Genomic DNA, 24,409 nt, shown 5'->3' on the forward strand with positions numbered 1-24,409 from the left:
CTCATCCAAAGTAGGGATGCCATGCGCGACGTTCGGCCCCTACCCTTGCTGCTTTTCCATCAGACGGGGACGGACGATGTTGACGCGTGAAGCATGGCGCACGGCCTGCGAAGGCCAACTGGGTAAGCCCTATATCTGGGGCGCGGACGGACCGGACGCATTCGACTGCTCCGGCTTCGCGCAATGGGCCATGTCGCTCCTCAACCTAGACCCGCCGGGCGACCAGCCCGCGGAAGGGCTCTACCGCTTCTTCCGCAAGGGCCGCAGCCAATCCGTGCCGGCGGACACGGCCACGCTGGGAGACATCGTGTTTTTCGGGTCCGAGGAAAGCGTGACTCACGTGGCGCTGGCCTGGGGCGGCGGGCAGATGCTCGAAGCTGGCGGGGGCGGCCGGGGCACCACCACGCCCGCCATCGCCGACAAGCAGGGCGCGAGAGTTCGCATCGCCAACATCTCGCGCCGCAAGGACCTGGTCGAGATCCTGCGGCCCAACGCTCTCCCGTGGGTGGCCGGCGCCGACGGCTTGGAGGCTGCGCTCGAGGCGGCGGCCGGCTGGGGCAGCTACGTGGGCGGCGCCCCCGTCACCGAGTGGCTCCCCGACGGCCGCCACATGCAGCTGAAGCGCCCGTTCGGCTACGTGCAGGAAAGCGGTCGCGAGTGGCCGGTGCCCGAAGGCGCGGTGGTGGACGGCGCGTCGATCCCTCGCGTCTTCTGGTCCCTGATCGGTGGCCCGTTCGAAGGCCCGTACCGCGACGCATCGATCGTGCACGACCACTACTGCGATGTGCAGACGCAGCCCTGGCCGGACACGCACCGCATCTTCTACGAAGGCATGCTGTGCAGCGGCGTCTCGGAGATGAAGGCGAAGGTGATGTACTACGCGGTCTACCGCTTCGGGCCGCGCTGGACCATCGGGCCGGCCGTGGCCGCACCGGGGTTCGAGTCTGCGGCGGTCCCCTCCTCGGTATCGGCGCCCCTGCCGGTCGAGGCCTTCGACGCTGCGAGCTTCGAGGAGGATGCTGAGCTGATCCAGTCGAGCGGCCTCGACGCCGATGCGATCGAGCAGCTCGCCGAAGCGCGCAGCAGTATCGGCAACGTCTCCGCGGAAGCGTCCGCTGCCGCTGTTCGCCAGCCCTTGCTCCAGCGGCTGGTGCAACTGCAGGAAGCGGCAGCAGACGAGAGCGCCGCACAGGCGGCCGGCGCCCTGCTGCGCCGCTACTCGGCGTCCCTGTGCGAGGTGCAACCTGATGGTGCACTGGAGGCCGCGCCGCCCTACGAGCTGCTCAAGCCCGAGTACGAGAAGCTGTTCGCAACCTGCATGGTGCGGCCGGAGCGCAAGGGGGAAGTGGCCTGGCACGTGCAAAAGCTGCTGCAGTACCGCCCCCGCTACGAGAAGGTCGGCGCAGCCACGGAAGTACCGTGGTGGTTCATCGGCGTCGTTCACGCGCTGGAAGCAAGCTTCAATTTTCATGGCCACCTGCATAACGGCGACCCGCTCTCCGGCCGCACGGTGCAAGTTCCAAAGGGGCGACCGCCGGTGTGGAACCCGCCGAACGACTGGGAAACGAGCGCCATCGACGCGATCACCTACGAGAAGCTCGCGAACATCGGTGATTGGAGCGTCTCGCGGGCGCTGTACCGGTGGGAGCGCTACAACGGCTACGGCTATCACGCGCGGAACATCAACTCGCCCTATCTCTGGAGTTTTTCCAACCACTACACCAAGGGCAAGTACGTGAAGGACGGCGTATTCGATGCCAACGCGGTGTCGAAGCAATGCGGCGCGGCGGTGATGCTGCGGGCGCTGCAGGCCGCCGGAGCGGTGAGTCTGGGTCAATGACGGCGCCCGCCGCCGCAGTCACAGGGCGTGTGTGGCGTGGTAGGCCTTCACAAAGCGCACCGGAATGCCGTTGATCTTCGTGAGCTGGCCGCCCCAAGCGGCCTCGTAGAGCCGCTTCAGGTCCTTGCGGTCCTCGTCCGTGAGCACGCTCGCTGCACCGTAGTTCATGATCGTGAACTTGCGGTGCACGCCGAACACTGCCGAGGGTGAATCGGTCTCGCTGATGTTCGCGAAGTAGTGGCGCAGTCCGAAGACGTGGCCCAACTCGTGGACCAGCGTGGCGACCTGCTCCTTCAGAGTCTGGCTCAAGAGGAAGGGATAGATCAGCATCTCCTCGCGCCGCTTCGTGGGGAAGAAGGCGCTGGCCAGGGTGCAGCCCGCTTCGTCGCAGTCATTGCGCTTACGCACGGCCACCGTGAAGTCGTGCACCGCATCGCTCTCCACGATCTGTACGGGTGCTGCGTCGCCCCATTCGCGCATGGCATCGCGCAACAGGCAGCGCACCAAGGTGCGCGTCCCCTTCGGGTCCGGCTGCCGGTCCACCGATGCCTCGTCGAAGCGCCAGCGCAGCTTCGTGCCCTTCTCCCACAGCGGCACGAAGCCGTTGGTGGCGTCCACGACGAGCTCGAAGGCGGAGAGCTTGTCCGTCGCACAGCGGAGCGGCCTCTGGAGCGCGGTCGCGATAGTTTGCAAAGGCATTGGCAACTCCTTCGGAACAACCTTGCCATTGGCCAAGCTCAGACCGAGGGCCTCAATGCTCGGTTGCGAATCGAGTTCCAAGGTGAGCAGCGGCTGCGCATCCGACTCGTCCGTTCCGTTGCAAACCGCCTGACTGAGTTTGATCTTCATAGCCGATCTCCGGGCAAACAGGACGATGATTCTCTGTCGCCGCCGGGGCTGGCCATCGCCAGGCAAGCATGTCAGCGCCCGCTCACCCCACCAAATCAAACGGTCCCTCCCCGGTCCGAATGCGCACCCCGTCCAGTTCGAGCAGGCCACATCGTGGATGCCGAGAAGCTTGACGAGAGTCGTCATCAAGCGGCGTTCGATGCGAAGCCGATCGATTTGCGAGTGAGAGGACTCAGGCCTTCAACGTCAATCGCCAGCCGCTGAGCTTGCCGGCGTCCTGTGCTTCGCGGTCGGCTATCCGCAGCTTCCATGCACCTGCCGCTGGCTGACCAGCCAGGGTGGCCAGCCCCGGCGTGGTGGCCGCCGTGTAGGTGGCGTTGAGATCGTGCGCGGAGCCGCCAGCGCGCGCGTGAAGGGTGACCTGGCTCCCGGCCGGCGACATGAGGCCGACTTCGAGATCGCCGATCCAGCTATGCGCGATCTCCACGGCCACTTCAACACTCTCGAGCGTAAAGGCCTGCGCATTGTTCAGCGTACGCACGATGCCAGCGGCGGAGTTGTCAGGAATCGCGGTGCCGGGGGACTCCTTCAGCACCACCACGTTCGGTAGCGCCGCGGGGGCACCAAGGTCCAGCCCCCAGCGCTGCAGGCGGCCGACATCCCGGGGGCCGAGGTCCTGTACGCGCAGAGTCCAGGTGCCTCGGCTGCTGCGGCCGCGCAGCGTGGCGAGCGCCGGCAACATGGCCTCGTCATAGGTCAAGTCGAGGTTCTGCGCATTCCCGCCCAGCCCTTTCGGGTGCAGCTCGACCGTTGCGCCCCAGGGCGTTTCCAGCGTGACGCGCAGGTCGCCCACGAAGGTATGTGCAACGCGCAAGCCGATCTTGATGGACGCGATGGCCACGTCCTCCTGCACCTGGATCGTGCTGCGGATGCCCGCCGCATCGTTGTCGGGGATAGCCAAGTCGGGCTCCACGACCTGTCGCAGTGGATCGGGCGCTACGCCGGTGCCGAAGAGACTGCGAAAGCTCATCGTGGGCTCCGAGGCGCTGATTTGGTCGATGGTCAAGTTCGAAGCGGCGCCGTTCCACCACCGGCTGGAGGGCGTCGTGTCGTCGGCAAAGCGAGCGGCCGGGCCCTTGTAAAGGTCACCCTGATCGCCCCTGTGACCACGCGAGCGCTCGAGCTGGAAGAGGCCATCGGCTTGTTCGAGCGACAGCTCGTAGTGGCGAGCAGGCGTCATCTGCTCCTGACTGTTGTCTCCGGTTTCATCCACGTGCCAGATTGCCAAGCCGCTGTCGCCCAGGGAACCGTCGCGCCCGCTGCGCTGGCGGTTCTCGACCAGGAAGTATTCGCGACCGCTACGGCTATGGATGGCCATGTCGTTGCTGCCCGCCTTCAACTCGACCACCTGGTCATGCTCGAGCGGGATCACCTGATTCGCCCAGCCCGACAGGCGTTTCAGATACGCGCTGATCGTCGTGGGGTTCTTCTCATCGAAATTGCCGGCGCACATCAGACAATACATACCCACGCCGCTGGACTGCGCGTTCTGTTCGTCGTCGTAGAGATCGGGATAGTCGCAAAGCATGTGGCCGTTCTCGTGGCAAAACGTGCCAAGCGTCAGTTCGCTCGTCATCGCGGTGAATTGGTAGTCGAACGCGCCCTTGCCGGGCATCAGCGGCACCACGCTTTCCAGCCGATGCGCATGCGGCCAGAGTCCTTGTGCCCAGCTGTTGCGCACCTCGCCGGCGTAGAACACGTTCATTGCATAGACGAAACCTTGCGAATCGGCCGTGAGCGGGGTGAAATCGAAGCCCGCAGCCTTGTGATGCGCCAGCGCTTCGCCGATCAACTCCCAGGCTCGGATCGGCATCTCGATGGATTCGTCGGTGTAGTAGCCAATCGGCTTTTTGGCGCGGTAGTACGGCGCCACGACGTTGGTGTACCGACAGCGGCCCACGGAGTTGTCCATGAAGAAATCCCGCACCGAGCCTTGGTTGCCAAAGCCGTTGTAGCCCGGCAAGTTGCAGAAGCGTTCGACCTCCTCGCGTGGGATCGTCGCCGGCTCGTCGACGAAGTCGATTAGCAGGCACAGGCCCACAAAGTCACCCACCGTCTGGCGCTGCGGCGGAGCCAGCAACGGGCCACCCGCCGCGCCCAGCGCGCGCAGCGAGCGCATCTCCTGCTGGCGCTCGGCGCGGCGCTGATCGCAGCGGCGTGCCAGCGGGCTGCTGGGGGGCTCGCGCCGAAGCGGGGACCTCTGCACAAAGAGGCCGGCTTCGGCCAAGGCCGGGCCAGCCGCAGCGGCGAGCCCCGCTGGCTGGGGCACCACCGGCCCGTACCAGCCTGTTTGCGGATTTAGCATCACCGGTTTGCCATCGAGGGTCTCGAATGTGGCGCGGAACTGATTCCCACTGCCGCGCACGGACAGTTTGCTGCCATCAGGTTGGGTCAGTGTGAACGGACGATCCTGAAATTGAACGGACATGGCTGCGTCTCCCATGGCAGTCGCCCAGCGAGCACACGGCGTGCAGGCCGCACCGCGGCACTCAGCATAGGCAATAGAGCAGACTGCAGCATCGCTCGTTTTGATGAGTCGATCGATACGCAGGTCACGCACCGAGAACTCGAAGTGGGGGGAAGGCCGCATGTTCGGATGGCCGATCCGGACCCGGATCCACAACGCGCGCCGAAGGAGTAGATTGGCCGCCCCCATCCCTGCGGAGGATCCTGCCGTGTGGTTTGCCCAACGCTTCATTGGCGCGGAGACGCTTCCCTCCAGGATGTCCGAACTCGATGTCCACCAGTTCTTCAGCCTGAGCAAGGACGACGTTTCCGCGGTATGCGAGCGCTTCCGCGACGACCTGTGGTCCGCAAAAATCCCGGTCGTCGTCTCACCGGTAGATGGTTGGCTCGGACCGAGCACCGTGGCACGATGACGCCATGGCGATGCTCGTGCAGATCGTGCTCCGGCTGATTGAAGACGCGTTGCGGTGGCTGGTGCTGCTGGCGCGCTCGGATGGGTCTGTCCGCGCCGAGAATCTTGTGCTGCGTCGCCAACTGGCCATGTTCGTCGAGCGGGGTATCCAGCCTCGACGCGTGGATCCCGCAACCCGAGTCAGCCTGGCCGTCCTGACGCGTCTGTTCGACTGGCGCAACGCGGTGGTGGTCTTGAAACCGGCCACCATCGTGCGCTGGCATCGTGCTGGATGGAGGCTCTTGTGGCGGAAGAAGTCGCGGCCGGGTCGGCCGCCGATCCCTGGGGAACTATGCCTGCTGATTCGGCGGATGGGACAGGAGAACCCCCTGTGGGGCGAAGAGCGCATTGCCAACGAGTTGCTGCTCAAGCTGGGCGTGCGAGTCTCGCCGCGCACGGTCCGCAAGTACCTGCCCAAGCGACCTCCAGGTCAGCCTCGCGGTGATCAACGCTGGTCGACATTCCTGAGGAACCACGCGAAGGCGATTCTGGCGTGCGACTTCTTCGTGACCGTCACCGCGACGTTTCGACTGCTCTACGTGTTCGTCGTCATCGAGCACAACAGCCGCCGACTGATGCACGTGAACGTCACCGCGCATCCGAGCGCGGCCTGGACGCTGCAGCAGATGAGGGAGGTAGTAGCGCACACTGATGAGCACCGGTATCTGATCCATGATCGGGACAGCATCTTCGCGAGGCACCTGGACGATTCGATGCGGGCGTTGGGTCTCGCCGTCCTGCGCTCGCCTTTCAGAAGCCCGAAGGCGAACGCGATCTGTGAACGGGTCATCGGCACGATTCGCCGCGAGTGCCTGGAATGGATGATCCCGCTATCGGAAGCGCACCTGCGTTCGATCCTTCACGAGTGGGTCGCGCACTACAACGGTAGACGCCCTCACAGCGCGCTGTGCCCGGGCGTGCCGGGCCCTCCTCGTGGCTCGGCGCGGCGACCGAAAGCTGAATCTCGGCATCGATGGATGCCGGGTGTGTTCGTGGGCGCAAGGCCCGTGCTGGGCGGATTGCACCACGAGTATTCGGTGGTGCCGACAACATCGTCCCTGTAGCAGACCTCGGCTGGCCGCCGAGCCGTTCGCTTTTCCTAATCAACCGTTCAAGGTCAGTATCCCGCGTCAGCAGACGAGATTTTGCGGAGCACAGCCATCGTGATGAGCCTGGTCCAGTCGGCCAAGCTCCACGGGCACGACCCGTGGGCTTACCTCAACGAGGTCCTGACCAGGCTGCCCACGCAACTGAACAGCCGCATCGACGAACTGCTTCCCCACTACTGGCAACCCGCACGCTGAGCGCGCGGCCGCGTCCTCGGCCAGCCGTCCGCCGGTCAACTATGGGACGGCCAGCCGCTTACTGCTGTTGCGCGCCGATGTCCTGATTGAGTGAAACCAAGGCCCGCCGTGACGACCGCATCCGACTGTCACTTCGTTCGACACTCGGCCGTGTCCAGTCCCCTACAGTTCGAGAGACCTCAAAAAGCTCGGATCGGTGTCTACGAAGCCGCCAGTAGCCCGCTCAGCCCGACGAAGCCCAGATACGCCGAAACAACGTAACGAGCCCGGTGGGCAAGTAATGCTGGCGCTCTGAAGCGCTGAGTTCCCGCGTCAGCTTGTCTCGGTCCCGCGCTAGTTGCAGGAGGTCACCGCCGGCCACGCACACATTGCATGGATAAAGGCGTGCGACCGTGTCCTCGCTGCTGACGGCGATGCGCAGTCCGCCCGGAGCAAAAGAAACGTGGGAGACGCTGGTCGCCTGCGGCGGCAACGCATGGATAACACGCTGCGTGGCGACGTCCCACACGCGGACGATTCGATCCGCGCTTCCGGTTGCCACGAACGCGCCGCTCTCGTCGAAGGTTGCGCAATTCACCATTTCGTCGTGCCGGAGCGTGCCGATGAGCCGGCCGCTCGCGGCATCCCAGAGCCGCGCCGTCCTGTCGATGCTCGCGGTGACGACGAGCGTTCCGAGTCGATTGAATTCGGCACTGTAGACGGCTTCTTCATGTCCGGCCAGTCGATACAGAATCTGACCGGTCGAGCCATCCCACAAGATGGCAGTCGAATCGCCGCCGCTGCCGCCCGCAGCGGTGACAACTCGCTTTCCATCTGGGCTGAAGGCGGCGCTGTTGAGCTGATCCTGGTGGCCCCGGAGGACAAGCTGTTCAGTGCCGGTGCGCGCATCCCAGACTCTTGCCGTGTGATCGCCGCTGGCCGTCACTATTCGCTGCCCGTTGGGACTGAACGCGGCCGTGGTGAGGAACTTGCTGTGACCGCGCAGCCGGGTCGTCGGCTCACCGGAGTCGGCATCCCACACAAGGGCAGAGTTTTCCCAACTGGCGGTCACGAGTCTTGCGCCATCCGGACTGAAGGCGGCGCTGTTGAGCGGTTCCGAATGGCCATTGAACACCCGCACGCTGCGGCCGCTGCCAGCTTCCCAGGTGCGCGCCGTGCCGTCTTTGCTTGCAGTGGCTACGTAACGCCCATCCTGGCTGAACGCGGCGCTGTTCACCGTATCCGCGTGACCCCTCAGTTCTGCGACGGGCGCGCCAAGATCCCACACCTTGGTCACGGCATCGGTGCCTCCGGTGATGATCCAGCGGCCGTCGGCGCTGGCGCCGAGCGCGCCGATCGGGCTCTTGTGGCCGCGCAGGGTGTAGAGCGGCGTTCCGCTCGACGTCGACCATACGATCACCAGCCCCTCCGCGCCGACGGTGATGACCTGTGCCCCGCCGCCGTTGAACATCGCGCGATTGACCAGGCCCGTGTGTCCCTTCAACGAGGTAACGAGCGCGCCCGAGTCCGCGTTCCAGAGGATGGCCGTCTCGTCGGAGCTGGCCGTCAACACGGCTCGCCCGTCCGGACTGAAGACGGCCTGGTTGACGGCACGCGCGTGTCCGCGGAGGTCCGCGCGAAGCTTCCCGTCGCTCGCGCTCCACACCTTGGCCGCGCGGTCCACACTGCTCGTCAGGATTGACTTGCCGTCCGGACTGAAGCTTGCACTGGTGAGCCAGTCGGTGTGACCCTGCAGCCGTACGAGGGACGCCCCGGTTGACACGTTCCAGATCCGCGCCTCCTTGTCCCTGCCCGCCGTCACGACGAGGCTTCCATCCGGACTGAAGGTGGCACCAGTCACCGCGCCTGTGTGCCCCTCGAAAGTCTGGAGGAGCGCGCCGTTCGTCGCGTCCCACAGCCGGGCCTTTTGGTCTTCTCCGGCCGTCACGAGACGTGTGCCGTCCGGACTGAACCGCGCCACGGTTACCGGCCCGGCATGCGCCTTGATCGTGACCAGGGCCTTGCCGGTTTCGGCATTCCAGATGCGGGCGGTGCCGTCCCTGCCCCATGTCAACACGCTCTTGGCGGATGAATCGAACACTGCGCCGTGGAGTCCGCCGGCGTGCTCGCTGAACTCCGTCACACGGCGGCCGGATGGCACATCCCACACCCGCGCCTTGCCGTCGAGACTGGCGCTGACGGCCAACCTTCCATCGCTACTCAGGGCGGCGCCGGTGACGAATCCTCCATGCGAGGGCAGTGTCCGGTGCACACGAGACTGGGTCAATGCGCGCCGCAGCGTGTCTTCGGTCTGGGGGGATAGGGACAGCCTGGCGGCTTCGATGGCAAGGCGCAGGCCCAGTTCCGGATCTGCCGACAACTGCTCGAGGCCCTGCGCGGCAAGTTCGCGGGCCAACGCCTCGGTGTTGCCAAACCATGCGTACGTGCCGAGTACAACCCCGACAATTCCGGCGGCTGCGGATGCACCAAGTATCCAGCGCCGTTGCTTCTGCTGCCTGTGACGGCTCTCCTTGACAAACTGCATCTGCAGCGGGCTCGGGCGCGGATCCTTCTCGGCAGCGGCCCCGATCCACTGCTCTGCCGCACGGAGGTCTGCTCCACGGAGCAGCAGGCTGGGCTCACGGCCATGGGCCCCCCAGTCGCTTGCGCGCACATCGAGCCGCGTGTGATCCCCGACATGCTTCAGGTCTGTCCGGATCGCATGGACTAGCAACCGCATCGCGTTCGGGAAGTCGTCTGCGGCTCGGAAGGAAACCCAGTGGAGCTTCTTCAACTCCTGCGACACTGCGGATCCCGCTTCGCGATGGATCAGGGGAACCAGGCGCTTGTGGTGTTCGACCGCGTGCGCGAGCTCCATGGCGCAGATCTCCGAAGCTGCCGATTCGGGGGTTATGACGAAGACGAATGAGTGGGCGGATTCGATGGCGGCGCAGATCTCCTTCATGAACTCGGATGTCGGCGGGATGCCCTTCCAGTCGACCCAAGTCTCGTAGCCTTCGCCCCTGAGGGCGTCATCGAGGGTTCGGACGAAGGATTGATCGCATCGCGCATAGGAAATGAAGACCCGCGTCCCGGCAGGGGCTGGCACAGCCGCTGCAACCGCTGCGTTCTGATCTGCCTCCACGACCATCTCGGTTCTTTCAACTGGCTTTAGGGCGAAAGACTACAACCGCGCTTGTCGTGGCGCATGCACGCCAACGGGGGTGTCCGAATTTCTGTGTGTGAGGCGGTTGATTAATTCGGTTTGACGGCTTGACTGATTTGTTCTGTTTTCAAGGCCCCTGCCAGGCCGCCGGAGGCGCCCCCGGTTGAGCCATGTACTCATGCTCAACCTCCTGTCCTGGCGCCGCCGTGGTTGGGCTGCGTGAAGCGCTCTTCGTAGAGTATCGCGAACTGGTTCATTGCGTCGCGCCATTCCTTGGCCGCGCGACCCCAGTCCGCGGTAATGTTGCGCAGTGCCAGCCAGATGAGCTTGGTCGCGGCATCGTCGCTCGGGAAGTGCCCGCGCGTCTTGATGATTTTGCGCAGCCGGCTGTGAACGCTCTCGATGGCATTGGTGGTGTAGACCACGCGACGCACGGCTGGCGGGAACGCGAAGAATGGAATCACGCGGTCCCAGGCGCGGCGCCAAGCCGCCGTGACGGTGGGGAACTTCTGCCCCCAGGAGCTGCGTTCGAATTCGTCCAATGCCTCCTGGGCGGCCTCGGCGCTGGGCGCCGTGTACACCGGGCGCAGCGCTGCGGCAAGCAGCTTGCGATCCTTCCAGCTCGCATAGTCCAGACTGTTGCGGATCAGGTGCACGATGCACGTCTGCAGCGTGGTGGCAGGGAAGACCGCGCCGAGCGCCTCGCCGATGCCCTTGAGGCCGTCGGTGACGGCGATCAGGACATCGCTCACACCGCGCGTCTTCAGATCGTTGAAGACCTTCATCCAGAACTTGGCGCCTTCGGTGTTCTCGATCCACAACCCGAGAATGTCGCGCGTGCCGTCGGGCAGCACGCCCAGGGCCAGGTAGATCGCCTTGTTGCGCACCACCGCCTCTTCTCGAATCTTCACGCGCAGCGCGTCGAAGAAGATCACCGGATACATCGGCTCCAGCGGGCGCGACTGCCAGGCGCCGACCTCGGCCATCACGGCGTCGGTGACCGAGCTGATGAACTCGGGGCTGACCTCGGTGCCGTATTGCTCGGCGAGGAAGCCCTGGATCTCGCGCACCGTCATGCCCCGTGCGTACTTGGCCACGATCTTGTCGTCGAAGTCGGTGAAGCGACGCTCATGCTTGGGGATCAACACCGGCTCGAACGAGCCCTCGCGGTCACGCGGCACTTCGATGCGCAGCGGACCGTCCTCGGTCATCGCTGCGCCCGGCGGATAGCCCAGGTGGTGCGACAGCTCCGCACCCAGGGCGCGTTCGATGAGCGCCTTCTTGAACGCCATAGAGGCGGCCTGAACCGCCTCGGCGCTCATGGGCCCCTTCACGAACTGGTCAATCAGTTCCTTGGGGATCGACGGCAATGCCGCCGCGGCGGCCGCTGCCGCCTTCGTCGTCTGCCTGCTTGGCATAGATGCCCTCGTCGTCATGCTATGCCTCGCACACAAAAATCCGGACAGGCTCCTGGCGCGCCGCAAGCCACGGGTCGTCGGGATCGCTGCGCAGCCTGGCCTCGGCCAGGCGCTCGATCTCGCGCGCCGGCGTCAACGGCAGGGCGGCCGGGCGCCAACATCTCTTGATCGCAACGTGCAGCAGCGCCAGCGCGTTCATTTGGTCCAAGTTCCGGGTAGGTTCCCAATTGGACGCCGGCTCAGCAATTTGTAGGAGGCGCGGCGGACGCAAACTCACTAGACTTTCAACGATCGAGGATGTCCCCATGGGTGAGCGCAAACGCTACCGCCGCCTGCCGGGCCAACCGGTCGTGGCCGTCCAATTGAAACTCGAGTCTGACGACTTTGAGTACCGCAAGTGGGGCGAAGAGCAGCACTGCAAGGCCAATGACTGGGTGGTGGACAACAGCGGCGAGGTGTACACGGTTGATGCCGAGTCCTTTGCACGCACCTACACGGCCGAGGGCCGCGGTACGTACGTGAAAACCGGCAAAGTCTGGGCCGAGCGGGCCAGCTTGGCCGGCCGGGTGGCCACGAAGGAAGGCGACACGAACTACGAGGCGGGCGACTGGCTGGTGTCCAACGACGAGGACGGGTCGGACGCCTATGCGGTCAGTGCGAAGAAGTTCGAAGGCATGTACGAACTGGACGAGTGACAGGGTCAGGCAACGAAAAGGGGAGATGCCATGCGCTGCTTCGTGATTCGGGGTTTTGGCGAGAAGACGGATTCCAGGGGCCAAAGGATCGACTTCGACAAGGTCGACAAGGCGCTGATCGCGCCCGCGCTGCAGGAATGCAAGCTGGACGGGAACACCACGGCCGAGGTGGTGGGGGCTGGCAGCATCCACCAGGACATGTTCCAACTCATCCTGCAGGAAGAGTTCGTTCTGTGCGATATCACGGTGCACAACGCCAACGTGTTCTACGAGCTGGGCGTGCGCCATGCGCTGCGCAAGCAGCGCACGGTCTTGATCAAGGGAAAGCAATCGGCCGACGCGACGCCCTTCGACATTGCCGGCGTGCGCTACATGACGTACGACGTGAACGATCCGGGGGCAGCCCTGGAGGAACTGGTCGGCGTGCTCAAGGCCTCGCTGGCTGACGACAGGGTAACGGACAGCCCCGTCTTCCTGATGATGCCAACACTGCCGGAGGCCGACTTCCGAAGCGTCGCCACAGTGCCCCTTGACTTCGCGGAGGAGGTGCAACTGGCCCAGTCGCGAGCTGACAAAGGCTGGCTTCGGCTGCTGGTCGAAGACGTGCGCGGCGAGCGTTTCCAGCGCGAAGGGCTTCGATTTATCGGCCGAGCGCAGTGGAATTTGAAGGATTTCAAGGTGGCCGCTCAAACCTGGGAAGAGGTGCGCTCGGGTGGCGAGGATCTTGAAGCCAATCTTGCGCTCGCCAATCTCTACGAGCGGTTGTACAAGCAGACGGGCGATCCGGGCCAACTCGAACTCTCCAACCAGGCCATCGATCGCGTTCTGGCCAGCCCGGGCTTGTCTCCGACCCACCAGGCGGAAGCCCAGGCACTCGAGGGGCGCAATCTCAAAACTCTCTGGCGCCTTGACTTCGCAAGCCTCGGAACCCTAGAGGAGCGACGCGAACGGGCCATCGACCCCAAGGCAGTGGAGTCCTATGAAGCTTATCGCGAGGCATACCGAGCCGATCTGAACCACTTCTTCCCTGGGCTCGCAGCCTTGCAGATGGGACGCATCCTGCAGTCGCTCGCGAAGGAGCCAAGCTTCCCGAGCCTTTTTGGGGATGACCCGAAGGTCGCGCAGCGGTATGCGGATGACCTCGGCGCCGAGTTGGACGCGCTGGAACATGTTGTGCGTGCGTCGATCAAGCGGAAAATCTCCAAGGAAAAGGCCGACGAGCTGATCTGGGCCAAGATCGGCGTCGCGGACTTGCAATTCCTGGCACAGTGGAATGCCCCGCCGGCGACCAGCCAAATCTCCGTCGTGCGCGCCTATCGTGGTGTCGTACCCAAGGGCAGCTTCTACTGGGATGCCGCGCGCGGCCAACTTGAACTTTTCAAACAGCTCGGCATTGGGGTAGCCACCGCAACTGCTGTGATGAACGAACTCGACGGCGCGCCGATTCAGTCAGGCAAAAGGAAGCGCCATCTGCTGGTCTTCAGCGGCCACACGGTCGACAAGAGGGGTGCGAGGCAACCCAAGGTTTCCCGCCTCCCTGCCAGCGCATTGGACAAGGCCGGCGTCCTAATCGAGGCTGCGCTCAAGCGGTTCCAGGACGAGGGCGTAGAACTCACCGTGCTGGCCTCGGCGGCTCCGGGGAGCGACATCCTGGCCCTGGAATCATGCAAGACACTTGGCATCAACACGTGGCTGTGCCTGCCGATGCGACGCGAAGCGATCGCCAGCGAAGTGTTCGATCAATACGAAGACGCGTGGCGCAACCGCTTCTTCGATTTGGCCGACGCTCACGCCGGCCCGCCTGCCCGCATTTTTGTCATGAACGACAGGGCAGAGCTGCCTCGCTGGTTGGCCGCGCGCAGGAGCATGACGCCCTGGTCGCGCGGCAACCGGTGGATGCTGCGTCAGGCGCAGGCTTGGGGCGCTGACCGCGTGACGCTGCTGGCGCTTTGGGACGGTAACGAGGACGATCCTTCTGAGGACGGCACAGCCGGCATGGTGCGATTGGCTCGAAGGTCCGGTAGCTTCGCCATCGAGTTCATCGACAGCAGGACTCTGTTAACCGGCTGATCCGTACACATCCGAGTCCGGCCAGAGACCTTTATGCCCAAGTACCGCAGCTTCGAACATCACCCGGAGTTGGGGCTGCCGCGATTTCGCGGACACTTTCCACGCAAGAAGGGGTGATCTCGGTTTCGGTGCATTTTGTGGCGGTTCGCAATGGAGGCATCCGGCTGCTCACTCGAGAACCGGCTTTGCCGCGCGTTGCGCCGCAGTTCTACGAAGCGCCGGCTGTAACTCATTGATTTGCATCCAGCAAGGCTGACCAAGCGCCACAAAATGCACCGAAACCGAGATTCACCCAAGTAGCGCGAAGCCGCCGTAGGCGCCGAGCTGCCAGATGCGTGCCTTGGTCGTCACCTGCGCTCGACCAAACAATTTTTTGCACCCGACGCTGACTCGTGAGCCGAACCATGCGCGTTGGACGTGTGCGTCTTGGCCGGCGCAGTGCACACCCCCAGCTTCTGGACGCTCTTCCAGCGGCGCATCAAGACTTCAAGACTGGCTCCGATTGCCTGATGGCTCCTCCGGCCGAGCTGTTCGAAGCCGCCCGCTCTTGCGTTGGTCGTCGGTGCCGAGATCTCTTTGGCGTCTTGGTCATTGCAACCAGCCCGAAAATGGATCCCCGATCGAACTCGGGCCGTTGGCCGACTGACCTCGCGCCCCGCCTCATATCCGGCCGAGCAACTCCGCCTTCTTGTTGGCGAATTCGTCGTCGCTGATGACGCCCTTGGAGCGCAGGTCGGCGAACCGCTCGATGGTGGCGAACACGTCCGGCTGGTTTCCGGAGGCGCGTTGCTGTGACCGTTGCCATTGTTGACGCTGGCCGGCGGGTTCACCGGCTCATCGAATGCCGGAGCAGGTGGCGCCGCATTTGGCGAGACGCCATCGACCGAGATCACGGGCAGACTGGCAACGTCGATCAAGCCGTACTGGCTGTTGAAGCTCAGGCTGCCGCCGTATGACTGTTGCTGCCCGAAGCCGCCGATCTGGTGGTCCAGCGTGTCGTACACCGTGACGCGTCCATTGACCTCGATGGCCAAGCGCCGCGCCTGGGCGAAGTAGGCATAGCTCACGCCGTTCTGCGCACCCGTGCTGTTCGGAAAGCGCAGGTCGGTTGGCCACCAGTCGTTCGTTGTGCCGGGCACGAACAGACTGGCCGGGCCGAAGTTGCCGTTGCCTTGCTGCTGTCCGCCACCGTCATAGCTGGTCTGTGCTTGCCCGTTGTTGTAGCCACTACCCTGGCTTTGCGACTGGAAGCTGCCGCTGCGCACCAGGCATGATCATGCCGCCGCGCATCCACTGGCCGGAGCCGGAGAATTCCGGGTGGTTGAACTGTGCCTGGCTGCCGTTTCCATTGATCACAGAGTCCAGCATGCTGAGCGTCGCGTCGACGCTGAAGCCGTTGCGCCGCGCGATGTCGTTGATGACCTGCTGGCCGGCAGGAGAGAGTTGTCGCATGGAAGATGTCTTGTCGAAGGATAGGGGCGCGATTGTGAGGCTCGGACAAGACACTGTCGCTGCACGGGCTTTCAGAACTCAAAATGCCGCTGCGGCACCGGCAAGACAGGGGCGGCTCGGCCCTTGGCGGTTGGCTACCAGATCGCCCTGTTGACAGCATCCACGGTGCGCATCTGCGCTCCATGAAAAATCACTCAGCCGATCAGTTTCAAGCCCGGAGGCAAAGCTTCGCCGAACACACCGCGTTCGCCGGCTTCGTCGAGCGCAACGACGTCGCGCGCGCGAGCGATCCACGCCGGCGGAGCCCGATGGGCCTCGAGCCGCGAGATGACTTGTTCGCGCGCTTCGAGTGGCAGGTCACGAGCGCGATCACCGCTCAGGCGAGCGAGGTTTGCGGCGGCGGCAGCAGCCCCTTCGACGCGCTTCCAGTCCAGCGCGAGCAGTGCCTCCAGCCATGCGGCGGCGGAGTCGGTCGGCACCACGCCGTGCGCGCTGCCGTATAGGGGCGCGCGCGCGCCGATGCGACCGATGGCCCACAGCGTCCAGATGTCGCGTGCCTGCGGATCGCCTGCGGCGCCCGGTCGCCGCAGGCGCTCGACCAGCCAGTCGCCGATCTCGACCTTGTGTTCGACCGGGATGCGTTCGAGCGAAGCGCCCAGGCGCACCATGTCGTCCCAGCCTCCCTTGACGATCCGTGGCGGTCGCTCGTGAATGCCCGCCTCTCCGCCGCGCAGGTTGATGGCGAAATCGTCGAGGAGCCGCAACTGGGCTGCTTCGTCCAGCCCGCCGGCGACACGGCGCCATAGCGTCCACCATTCCGCGCTGACCTGGCGCTCGTGGCCGTGCTGCACCCCCAACTCGAAGAGCGGCCACAGTTGCTCGATGCGCCAGGCGTCGAGCGGGTCTCCGAAACCCGGTCGCAGGCACCAGCCGGCCAGGCTCAGCCACAGGCGCTCATGGTCCGCTGAGCGGTGGCGGCCGCGCGCACGCAGCCACAGCGCGTCGAACAGCGGGCGCAGCAGCGCGGTCGACCACCGCTCTCGACTGCCGAGCAGGGCTTCGAGTTGCGTGCGCAACTGCTTGACGGCCTTGGGCCCCACTTGGCGGTCGCGCGCGCCGAAGACACGCTCGATGCACTCGAGCGCCTCGCCAAAGCGCGGTGGCAGTCCGGCCCCTGCGGATGCTGGGGCAGCCGGATTGGCGCGCAATTGGAATTCGAGCTTCCAACGTTGCGCCGGGTCGTTGACGGAGACGCACCGCACTTCGAGCGTACCAACCTCGGTCAGCGCCGCTGCCAGCTGCACCGGGATGCTGCGTCGCGCGGTGCCGCGTCCGGCCCGCACCACGGTGGCCACTGGTGGCAGCGGCTGCACATCGCGTTCGTCGAGGTCGACCAATTCACCGGCCATCGGCGCGGGCTGGCCTGCGGTACTGCCCGTGGTCGATACGAGGTGGAAGCGTACCGGTTCGCCGATGCGCAGCTCGAAGCTGCGGCCTTCGAGGCGAATCTCGCGGCCTTCTTCGCTGCCGCGCGGAAGCACGCAGACGCCTTGCCCGTTGCCGTCGTCGAGCGGCAGAAAGTAGCTGCGCGCCGAACCGCCGCTGATCTTCGGCGCCAAGCCGCGCCGGGCCAGCGCGTAGGCGACCGCGCCGCGGGCGACCGCGACGTCCGGGTCGGCGTTGTGCAGTGCTTGCAGCGGCGCGCCGCGCCACGCGCCAAGCGTCGCGTACAGGCGCGCCGCGATCGCTTCGGCGCGAAACACGCCGCCGTTGAGCAGGAGCGCGTCGGGCCAGCCGGCGCTCGCGTGCTGGTGCAAAAAACCGGCGATGTGGCGCGTCACTGCCGGGTCGCTCGCATAGGGCAGGCCGAACGCGACCAGGCCGCTGGTACGCTCGCGCCGCGGCAGTTCGCCGGAGGTCACCTGCGGGAAAAAGCCATCGACCACAATGCGCTCGACTTCGTCGCGGCCCAGTGCCACCGAACGCGCGCCGCCGATCAGTCGCGAGCCCGCGCCAAGCAGCGTCACCTGCGCGCTGGCCGGGGCATCGGCAGCAAGCAGCCGCTCCTTGGCGGAACGGCAGCGCTCGACCAGTTGCGACAGCTGGCCTGCCGACAGGCGCGCGCCAGCCTCGCCCGCCGCTGCGTCCAGCCTGGATTCGGCCAAGTGCGCGAGCGCCAGGTCCATGTTGTCGCCGCCAAGCATCAGGTGGCGCCCGACCGCGATGCGCTCGAGTCGTGGTTCGGCGCCATCCCTGTCCACGCGCACCAGGCTCAGGTCGGTGGTGCCGCCGCCGACGTCGCAAACCAGCACCAGCCGCGTGCTCGTCAACGCCTTGGCAAGGGCATTGCGGTGGCGGAACAGCCAGTCGTACAGCGCAGCCTGGGGTTCTTCGAGCAAGCGCAACTGGGGCAGTCCGGCGTCGCGCGCGGCTTCAACGGTCAGTGCGCGGGCCGCATCGTCGAACGAGGCCGGCACCGTCAGCACCAGTTCCTGGTGTTCGAGCGGGGCCATGGGATAGCGGTAGTTCCAGGCCGCGCGCAGGTGTGCGAGGTAGCTCGCGCTCGCGGCCACCGGAGAGACCTTCGGTACATCGGCCGCCGCCCCCCAGGGCAGGATCGGCGCCAGCCGGTCAACCGCGCCATGCGACAGCCAGCTCTTCGCGCTGGCCACCAGACGCCCGGGCACCTGGGCGCCGAGCTGGCGCGCCAGGCTGCCGATCACAGCGGTGTCGCCCTCGCCGGCCGGCATCCATGGCAGTACCAGATCACCCGGCGGCAGCTCGCCCGGCGCCGGGTGATAGCGCATCGACGGCAGCAGCGGACGCGCCGCCACCTCGCCGGGCGCGACCAGTTGTTCGACGTCGAACAAGCAGATGGCGTCTTCTGCGATCCGGCCTTTCGCGGCCGCATAGGCAACGACGGTGTGCGTCGTGCCGAGGTCGATGCCGACCGTGTAGGTCGCAGTCATGCGGGTGCCAGAGACCGGCTCAAACCCCTGCGGCGTCTTGCGGGCGTTCGCCGCGCACGTCGAACTCGATCTTCCACCGCTCGCCGCCGCTGGGCGGAACGGCTTCGAGTTCGAGCGTGCCGGCCTCGGTGACCCGGGCGTGCAAGCGCACCGGCACCACTTCGCCGGGATTGCGCCCCTCGGGTGGCAGCGTGGCGGAAATCGATGTGAGTTCCTGCAGCTCGTCGGGGGTCCAGGCGTCGAGCAGCGTGCCCACGCCGTCCTGACGCCGCACCGACGAGGCGAAGAAACGGAAGTGCACCGGCTCGCCGATCACCAGCCCAAGTTCGAGCGCGGGCAGTTCGGCTTCGGTGCCTTCTTCCATGCCGAACGGCGCCACGCACAAGGCCTGCACCGGCGGCTCGATGCCGGGCACCGCGGGCATCGACGATTCGACGCCGACGTAGTAGGCGAACGCGGTGCCGCCGCGAATGCGGACACCATGGCCATGACGCACATAGCCGTAGTAGGCGGCGCCGCGGGCGACTGCGAGGTCGAGGTCCGCGCCGCTGAGCAGCCGCGCCGACCCGCCGCCTTCAGCGCTGAGCCACGCGTTGATCGTCGCCAGCGTGCGATCGGCCAGAAGCGGCGACTTGAGGACGCCGCCATTGAACAACACCGCCGTCGGGTGGAGGAAGCTGGCGCCCTCTACGCGGTGGCCGACGCGGTCGCCGAAGAAACCTTCCAACTCGGCGACGGCGCCGAGCTGACGGCCGAGGAACGCCGCCAGGTGGCGCGTGACGGCCGCGTCTTGCGCGTAAGGCAACCCCAGTTGCGACAGGCCGACACGCACACGACTGACGGGTCGTGCGGAGGCGTCGACCTGGGGAAAGAAGCCGTCGACGATCGTCGCACCGACTTCGTCGCGCGTCAGCTCGGTGCGGATCGAGCCGCCGATCAGCTTGCTGCCGCGGCTCGGTACGACGATGGGTTGCGCAGGTGCTGCGGTATCTCCGAGCAGCTTTTCCTTCGCGCTGCGGCAGGCATAGGTCAGCGCGCGCAGTTGCCACGCGTCCAGCGTGGTGCCGGCCGCGGCCAGCTTGCGCGCGACGACATGCGCGAGCGTCAAGTCCATGTTGTCGCCGCCGAGCAGGATATGGTCGCCCACCGCGACGCGGTGCAGTTCGAGGTTGCCGTCGCGCTCGAGCACGGCGATCAGTGAGAAGTCGCTGGTGCCGCCGCCGACGTCCACCACCAGGATGATGTCGCCCGGCTTGACCTGCTTGCGCCAATCGGCGCCGCTGGCCTCGATCCAGCTGTACAGCGCCGCTTGCGGCTCTTCGAGCAGCGTCAGGGAACTGCAGCCGGCGGCCTTGGCGGCTTCAACCGTCAGCTCGCGCGCGGCTGGGTCGAACGACGCCGGAATCGTCACGGTCACGTCCTGCTCGGCGAACGGCGCTTCAGGGTGCGCATGGTCCCAGGCGTTGCGCAGGTGTTCCAGGTAGCGGATCGAGGCGTCGAGCGGCGACACGCGGGCCACCTCGGGCGGCGCATCCTGCGGCAGGATCGGGGCACGCCGGTCGACGCCGGGGTGGCAAAGCCAGCTCTTCGCACTCGAGACCAGCCGGATCGGCGTCGTCGCGCCGCGACTGCGCGCCAGTTCGCCGACGGCAGGATGGCTGTCCGTCGACCAGGGCAGCGCCAGGTCGCCCGCCGCCATTTCGTCTGTATGCGCCAGGTACAGGAACGACGGCAGCAGCGCCAGCGATTCGACCGCACCGGGAGCAGTCAGCTGCGGAATCGGCAACACGTCGTGAACGGTGGCTTCGCCGTCGCTCTCTGCGATGTCGATGTAGGTGAGAGCGCTGTGCGTGGTGCCGAGGTCGACGCCGATCGCGAAGCGGGGGCCGCTCATAGTTCCACCTCCGCCGGCGCCACCACACGCGTATCGTGGCGCTCGGCCAGTTTGGGCAGCCTCACTTCGGTGACGCGCCAGCCCCGGTGCCTCAGGCTGCCGTTGAATGGGGGCTGACCGACCACGTTGCCGGTCAGGCGTACCGCGGCGGCGTCAAAGCCCGCCTGCAGCGTGACTCGGCCGCCTTCGGCTTCGTCGCGCACCGGCACGATGCTGAAGTGCTCGCGCAGCACCTTGGCGCAGCCTTCATGCACCAAGCGCGCCGCCGCGCCGATCTGGGCGTCGGCATAGCTGCCAAGATCTTCACCGACAAAGTCAATGAGCCGCGCATCCCGTTGCAGCAGCGCGAGCAGTTGCAGCGCGGCGTCGGGACTTGCCTCTTTCAGCACCGGCGGTGTAGACACCGGTGCGGCCGTTGCCGGAACCGATCGCGGTGCAGCGCCATTGCGCAGCGCAGCGTATCGCGCAGCGAGATTGGCATCTGCCAACACACCGAACAAGGCGCCGAGCGCCAGTGGAATGCGGCGCAGCAGCGAGGGCTTCGCGTGGTCGTCTGAGGGGGCTTGCGGGGGGGTCATTGGTTGCTCCAGGTCGGCCAACCGCGCGGACGCAGCCGCGCGCGCCGATTGTCAAGGCCCGGACTTGCTGCGGCAGGGCCGGGCACCGGTGTCACCATGGACACGTGCTGCTATGCAGCATTGTAGAGGGGGCACCGGCGGTGATCGCAGCGCTGCTCTGCGGACGGCGCTGCCTTGGCCGGCAAGTTGAAGGGTCGCGCGGAGGGACTGAGGCGCCTCGTGCTGTCTGCACGCGTGACCGCATGGATGACCGACCACCACCCGGCTTCGCTACGCTGCGCCATGATCGTCAATTTGTCCCGGTCCCCTCCCGTCGCAATTGCGACGTGCGAAAACTCTGCCCACGTACGAAAAGGTCGAATGTCGAAGCCTCCGCGATCGAATCCCCAGGGGCCGGCGCACGCCGGGTCGCTGGACAGATGATGAAGGATCGCAGCTGCGCCAGGGACGGCACTTCGGAACCTTTCTTCGGAGGTGAAGGTTTGCATTCGATGAGTTTCCACACAACCTCTTTCCAGTACGACTACAACCATCACCGACAGCTCACTCGGCCACCTGACCCCGAATGAGTTCGTCGAAAAGAGGTCAGATCAACAAGCCGGAAGCCGCCCGACTCCAGTTTAGAAATGACCGGATAAGGGGGATACGTCAGCAGGATGCGCGTGAGAAGTTGAAGGCTTGGCAGCATGACTACAACCATCACCGACCGCATGGCTCACTCGGCGCGCAACAGGGTCAAGTCCAACTTCAAGGATCATCCAGGCGTGAAGTCGCGCAACAGGCCCATGCTCGGGCTCAAGATCTTCGATCGCGCGACCGTGACGATGGCCGGCGTGGAGTTGCCGCATCGCATCCGCAAAGGCCAGTTCAATCTGAGCCGGCTGCGCATTGCGGCCCAAGCCGCGCCGGCGATCTCAAAAAGCGGTGCTTTCGGCTTGACCGGCGCAACGCGCTCACAAAGTCGTTCGGCCGCGCGGAAAATTTGCACGAGAGCCCACCCACGCACGGAAGGACGATCACCCCGAGAATAGTGGCTATGGACTCGATGAGTGATGAAGAAATGGCGTCAAAAGCTTTCGTGCTTCGTAGACGTGCCGAGCACGGCGACCTTGCCGCGCTGAAGCTGGCTGAAAAGCTGGAAGCTGAACTGCGCGCGCGCCTCGGTCCGACCCCATCGGGACAGATGCCGCTGGCTGAATTGCCGAAGCCTCGGCCATGGTGGCGCTTCTGGTGAACGCTGCGCGTCACCGATGGCCACATCCAGGAGTGCCCGATAACATGCAAACTCTGCCAGAACCCATTCCACGCGAACCCGTACACACCCGCGCCATCACTACTCGGGGATTCCTGCGCGCTGACAATCTCTGGGACCTCGAGGCAGAACTGGTCGACACGAAGGCCTATGCAACGACGACCAGCGGCGACCGTCCACGCGCCGTCGGCGAACCCGTCCACCATATGCAGATTCGCCTGACGATCGACGACACGCTCACGGTGCGAGCGGCGGTGGCGGCAATGCCCAGCACCCCTTTTGCCGAATGCTCGCCGTCAACCGACCCATTCAACGGCTTGGTCGGCGCCAAGATTGGGCCGGGCTGGCGCAAGCAAGTCGACACGGCCATGGGAGGCGTGCGTGGCTGCACCCACCTGCGCGAATTGCTGGGCGTGATGGCTACCGTAGCCTTTCAGACCGTTCCAGGCTATCGCCGCCACCAGCGTGGACTGCGCGGGGAAGTGTCTGCTGCGGCCACCGAGCCCGACCATCAGATGGGCAAATGCCTGAGCTGGGATTTCGACGGTCCCGTCATTGCGCGCAGCGCGCCGCAGTTCATCGGCTATCGACCGAAAACTCCTTCGCGCTAAAGCGCCGCTGCGCGGCGAAGGACACGCTGTACCTGCCTGGACAAGCCCACATCACAAGGACGAACAGTTCAGGTTCCTGTGCTGGCGCTGGGGCGAGCTGTTCGGGGCGAAATTCGAAGCGCTGCTGCCGCAGGTTCAGAGCGCCGATGGAGGTCCTATGGGAGTCGGTGTCGAAGAAAATCCCCGTCTCAGTGGAGGCCGTACTCGCGGCCACGGGGAATTCTTCCCACGAGATAGCGAAATCGGTCTCGCTTCTGACCTCAGTGTTGCGGCGTCAGGGGAAAGGACTGTTGGCTGCGCAGGGGAAGTCGCGTCGCCAGTGACGCCATAACTTCGGCACGCTGGCCTTCGGTCAGCTGGTCCCAGCGTCCCATTTCCAACAGCGTCCTGTCGCAACCCTGGCAGTACCTGCCGGCCAGATCCATGCGACATCTGTTGATGCACGGATTGGCGACGGACAGCGGCGAGATCATGACTTCACTCTTTCTATGGGGCCCCACGCAACGTGGGCGGGTGGGTCTGCCCAAGATGTTGCACCTGGTCGCGCCGCACCGGCCCCTCCTTAGAGAGGGAGCATGACACGGACGACGCGTATGCAGCGCCCTTCGCCTTGCACCGCCGCCCCATCGCGATGCCGAGCGCATCGATCACAAAGCCATTTCCAACGTCTGAGGGAGGTCGCCCAGTTCGCGTTGGGCAATCATTGCGATGCGCTGATCGCGGAGCCTCCGCCGTCGCTCGACCGTGCGGCTTCGTCAACGCGCCGCCCTGACGATGACATTCGTCAGTCCGTTGCACGCGCGATACGCTCGCCATCCCTACAAGATCGTCACTCACCCATTCGACACCGCATGCGGAGAAGGGCGCGATCGAAGCAGTGAGGCAGCCCCTTCTTGACTGGTCTAAATGCACGCAGGCGTAGCGCAATAGTCGGTTATGGTTCGCCCCTTTCGAGTTGTGTACCAAGAGTGACGACCTGTGATTTTTCATGAATTCGATGAGCTCTTCGTCGGCCGCGGTCCAGAGGAATTGAGTACCGTATTGGACCTAGCCGCGCGTGGCGCATGGCCATCACCACCAAGGTGCACTCCATACCGCGGTCAGCAAGTAGGCGCAGGCGGCACTTGCCGCCGTGCTCTGCCGAAGCGGACAGGGAGATCGACGCCATGCAAGTCTTCGACGCGAGCCGCCCCACCTTGGCATGCACCCGAATCGCCGGGTTTCGCGAGTCCGCGTGGCCCTCGTTCGAAGACAGCGCGCTGGATCTCGGGCTCGCTCGGCCCCGGGGCGCTCGCCGCACCCGCAGCACCGACCATCCTCGTGTCAGCCGCAGATTGACACCCAACCATTTGCAT

Annotated in this window: 20 protein-coding genes and 2 pseudogenes; 11 read left to right on the forward strand and 11 right to left on the reverse strand. The window is 65.4% G+C overall.

What is annotated here, in order from left to right:
- Positions 1–76: 76 nt before the first annotated feature.
- On the forward strand, positions 77–1,840 hold the full coding sequence (locus QTI04_RS31380) for a DUF1353 domain-containing protein (protein WP_286619100.1): 1,764 nt from the start codon (positions 77–79) through the stop codon (positions 1,838–1,840).
- 18 nt (positions 1,841–1,858) lie between these two features.
- On the opposite strand, the gene QTI04_RS31385 is transcribed toward QTI04_RS31380, so the two are convergent.
- Positions 1,859–2,539: a hypothetical protein gene (locus QTI04_RS31385; RefSeq protein WP_286619101.1), complete on the reverse strand. Its 681-nt coding sequence runs from the start codon at positions 2,537–2,539 to the stop codon at positions 1,859–1,861.
- A 382-nt stretch (positions 2,540–2,921) separates the two neighbouring features.
- Positions 2,922–5,309: a M6 family metalloprotease domain-containing protein gene (locus QTI04_RS31390; RefSeq protein WP_286619102.1), complete on the reverse strand. Its 2,388-nt coding sequence runs from the start codon at positions 5,307–5,309 to the stop codon at positions 2,922–2,924.
- A gap of 82 nt (positions 5,310–5,391) precedes the next feature.
- Between QTI04_RS31390 and QTI04_RS31395 the strand changes: the two genes are divergently transcribed.
- From QTI04_RS31395 to QTI04_RS31405, 3 genes and pseudogenes are all read left to right on the forward strand, one after another.
- Entirely contained in the window at positions 5,392–5,628 is a 237-nt protein-coding gene (locus tag QTI04_RS31395) for a hypothetical protein (RefSeq protein WP_286619104.1), read from the forward strand.
- A 4-nt stretch (positions 5,629–5,632) separates the two neighbouring features.
- A complete protein-coding gene (locus tag QTI04_RS31400) occupies positions 5,633–6,730 on the forward strand; it encodes an integrase core domain-containing protein (protein ID WP_286619105.1) in 1,098 nt (365 codons plus the stop codon).
- Between the two features lie 93 nt (positions 6,731–6,823).
- A pseudogene (locus QTI04_RS31405) lies at positions 6,824–6,970 on the forward strand (transposase domain-containing protein); the annotation flags it as partial.
- A gap of 223 nt (positions 6,971–7,193) precedes the next feature.
- Here QTI04_RS31405 and QTI04_RS31410 read toward each other — a convergent pair.
- The 3 genes from QTI04_RS31410 to QTI04_RS31420 all read right to left on the reverse strand — a co-directional run bounded on the left by QTI04_RS31410 (position 7,194) and on the right by QTI04_RS31420 (position 11,732).
- Positions 7,194–10,094: a toll/interleukin-1 receptor domain-containing protein gene (locus QTI04_RS31410; RefSeq protein WP_286619106.1), complete on the reverse strand. Its 2,901-nt coding sequence runs from the start codon at positions 10,092–10,094 to the stop codon at positions 7,194–7,196.
- A 203-nt stretch (positions 10,095–10,297) separates the two neighbouring features.
- Entirely contained in the window at positions 10,298–11,533 is a 1,236-nt protein-coding gene (locus QTI04_RS31415) for an IS256 family transposase (RefSeq protein ID WP_286619107.1), read from the reverse strand.
- A gap of 19 nt (positions 11,534–11,552) precedes the next feature.
- Positions 11,553–11,732 (reverse strand): hypothetical protein, encoded by a 180-nt coding sequence (locus QTI04_RS31420; RefSeq protein ID WP_286619108.1) that lies wholly within the window; start codon positions 11,730–11,732, stop codon positions 11,553–11,555.
- Positions 11,733–11,838: 106 nt separating this feature from the next.
- Between QTI04_RS31420 and QTI04_RS31425 the strand changes: the two genes are divergently transcribed.
- Positions 11,839–12,228, forward strand: a complete 390-nt coding sequence (locus tag QTI04_RS31425; protein ID WP_286619110.1) for a hypothetical protein — start codon at positions 11,839–11,841, stop codon at positions 12,226–12,228.
- A gap of 30 nt (positions 12,229–12,258) precedes the next feature.
- Positions 12,259–14,298 carry a tetratricopeptide repeat-containing protein gene (locus QTI04_RS31430; protein ID WP_286619112.1) on the forward strand — a complete coding sequence of 680 codons (2,040 nt, stop codon included), beginning with the start codon at positions 12,259–12,261 and terminating at the stop codon, positions 14,296–14,298.
- 660 nt (positions 14,299–14,958) lie between these two features.
- Here QTI04_RS31430 and QTI04_RS34370 read toward each other — a convergent pair.
- Positions 14,959–15,060 (reverse strand): SHOCT domain-containing protein, encoded by a 102-nt coding sequence (locus tag QTI04_RS34370; RefSeq protein ID WP_369292807.1) that lies wholly within the window; start codon positions 15,058–15,060, stop codon positions 14,959–14,961.
- Positions 15,061–15,105: 45 nt separating this feature from the next.
- On the opposite strand from QTI04_RS34370, the gene QTI04_RS34375 reads away from it, so the two are divergent.
- On the forward strand, positions 15,106–15,354 hold the full coding sequence (locus QTI04_RS34375; RefSeq protein WP_369292808.1) for a hypothetical protein: 249 nt from the start codon (positions 15,106–15,108) through the stop codon (positions 15,352–15,354).
- A gap of 171 nt (positions 15,355–15,525) precedes the next feature.
- On the opposite strand, the gene QTI04_RS31440 is transcribed toward QTI04_RS34375, so the two are convergent.
- The 4 genes from QTI04_RS31440 to QTI04_RS31455 all read right to left on the reverse strand — a co-directional run bounded on the left by QTI04_RS31440 (position 15,526) and on the right by QTI04_RS31455 (position 21,191).
- The gene (locus tag QTI04_RS31440) at positions 15,526–15,750 is read right to left on the reverse strand and encodes a hypothetical protein (protein ID WP_286619116.1); all 225 of its coding nucleotides are present in this window, start codon (positions 15,748–15,750) and stop codon (positions 15,526–15,528) included.
- Between the two features lie 194 nt (positions 15,751–15,944).
- Positions 15,945–18,719 carry an Hsp70 family protein gene (locus QTI04_RS31445; protein ID WP_286619118.1) on the reverse strand — a complete coding sequence of 925 codons (2,775 nt, stop codon included), beginning with the start codon at positions 18,717–18,719 and terminating at the stop codon, positions 15,945–15,947.
- Between the two features lie 19 nt (positions 18,720–18,738).
- Positions 18,739–20,613, reverse strand: coding sequence for an Hsp70 family protein (locus QTI04_RS31450; RefSeq protein ID WP_286619119.1), 1,875 nt, complete (start codon positions 20,611–20,613; stop codon positions 18,739–18,741).
- Positions 20,610–21,191: a DUF2760 domain-containing protein gene (locus QTI04_RS31455; protein WP_286619121.1), complete on the reverse strand. Its 582-nt coding sequence runs from the start codon at positions 21,189–21,191 to the stop codon at positions 20,610–20,612. The genes QTI04_RS31450 and QTI04_RS31455 overlap by 4 nt, the downstream gene beginning before the upstream one ends.
- 565 nt (positions 21,192–21,756) lie before the next feature.
- On the opposite strand from QTI04_RS31455, the pseudogene QTI04_RS34380 reads away from it, so the two are divergent.
- The 4 genes and pseudogenes from QTI04_RS34380 to QTI04_RS31470 all read left to right on the forward strand — a co-directional run.
- Positions 21,757–21,906, forward strand: a pseudogene (locus QTI04_RS34380) (integrase core domain-containing protein); the annotation flags it as partial.
- Positions 21,907–21,955: 49 nt separating this feature from the next.
- A complete protein-coding gene (locus tag QTI04_RS31460; RefSeq protein WP_286619122.1) occupies positions 21,956–22,222 on the forward strand; it encodes a hypothetical protein in 267 nt (88 codons plus the stop codon).
- Between the two features lie 5 nt (positions 22,223–22,227).
- The gene (locus QTI04_RS31465) at positions 22,228–22,425 is read left to right on the forward strand and encodes a hypothetical protein (protein ID WP_286619123.1); all 198 of its coding nucleotides are present in this window, start codon (positions 22,228–22,230) and stop codon (positions 22,423–22,425) included.
- Positions 22,407–23,054 (forward strand): DUF2889 domain-containing protein, encoded by a 648-nt coding sequence (locus QTI04_RS31470; RefSeq protein ID WP_286619124.1) that lies wholly within the window; start codon positions 22,407–22,409, stop codon positions 23,052–23,054. The genes QTI04_RS31465 and QTI04_RS31470 overlap by 19 nt, the downstream gene beginning before the upstream one ends.
- Before the next feature lie 260 nt (positions 23,055–23,314).
- Here the strand turns inward: QTI04_RS31470 and QTI04_RS31475 are convergent, their stop codons facing one another.
- Positions 23,315–23,527, reverse strand: a complete 213-nt coding sequence (locus QTI04_RS31475) for a DUF1289 domain-containing protein (RefSeq protein ID WP_286619126.1) — start codon at positions 23,525–23,527, stop codon at positions 23,315–23,317.
- Positions 23,528–24,409 lie beyond the last annotated feature (882 nt).

Source organism: Variovorax sp. J22R115, assembly GCF_030317005.1.
Taxonomy (GTDB): domain Bacteria; phylum Pseudomonadota; class Gammaproteobacteria; order Burkholderiales; family Burkholderiaceae_C; genus Variovorax.

What these genes read in the sequence shown, in the direction of transcription:
- QTI04_RS31430 (WP_286619112.1), top strand. Translation starts at nt 12,259, where the DNA reads ATGCGCTGCTTCGTGATTCGGGGTTTTGGCGAGAAGACGGATTCCAGG.
- QTI04_RS31440 (WP_286619116.1), bottom strand. Translation starts at nt 15,750, where the DNA reads ATGCGACAACTCTCTCCTGCCGGCCAGCAGGTCATCAACGACATCGCG.
- QTI04_RS31470 (WP_286619124.1), top strand. Translation starts at nt 22,407, where the DNA reads ATGGTGGCGCTTCTGGTGAACGCTGCGCGTCACCGATGGCCACATCCA.
- QTI04_RS31455 (WP_286619121.1), bottom strand. Translation starts at nt 21,191, where the DNA reads ATGACCCCCCCGCAAGCCCCCTCAGACGACCACGCGAAGCCCTCGCTG.
- QTI04_RS31400 (WP_286619105.1), top strand. Translation starts at nt 5,633, where the DNA reads ATGGCGATGCTCGTGCAGATCGTGCTCCGGCTGATTGAAGACGCGTTG.
- QTI04_RS31465 (WP_286619123.1), top strand. Translation starts at nt 22,228, where the DNA reads ATGGACTCGATGAGTGATGAAGAAATGGCGTCAAAAGCTTTCGTGCTT.
- QTI04_RS31475 (WP_286619126.1), bottom strand. Translation starts at nt 23,527, where the DNA reads ATGATCTCGCCGCTGTCCGTCGCCAATCCGTGCATCAACAGATGTCGC.
- QTI04_RS31420 (WP_286619108.1), bottom strand. Translation starts at nt 11,732, where the DNA reads ATGAACGCGCTGGCGCTGCTGCACGTTGCGATCAAGAGATGTTGGCGC.
- QTI04_RS31450 (WP_286619119.1), bottom strand. Translation starts at nt 20,613, where the DNA reads ATGAGCGGCCCCCGCTTCGCGATCGGCGTCGACCTCGGCACCACGCAC.
- QTI04_RS31425 (WP_286619110.1), top strand. Translation starts at nt 11,839, where the DNA reads ATGGGTGAGCGCAAACGCTACCGCCGCCTGCCGGGCCAACCGGTCGTG.
- QTI04_RS31445 (WP_286619118.1), bottom strand. Translation starts at nt 18,719, where the DNA reads ATGACTGCGACCTACACGGTCGGCATCGACCTCGGCACGACGCACACC.
- QTI04_RS31380 (WP_286619100.1), top strand. Translation starts at nt 77, where the DNA reads ATGTTGACGCGTGAAGCATGGCGCACGGCCTGCGAAGGCCAACTGGGT.
- QTI04_RS31385 (WP_286619101.1), bottom strand. Translation starts at nt 2,539, where the DNA reads ATGCCTTTGCAAACTATCGCGACCGCGCTCCAGAGGCCGCTCCGCTGT.
- QTI04_RS31415 (WP_286619107.1), bottom strand. Translation starts at nt 11,533, where the DNA reads ATGCCAAGCAGGCAGACGACGAAGGCGGCAGCGGCCGCCGCGGCGGCA.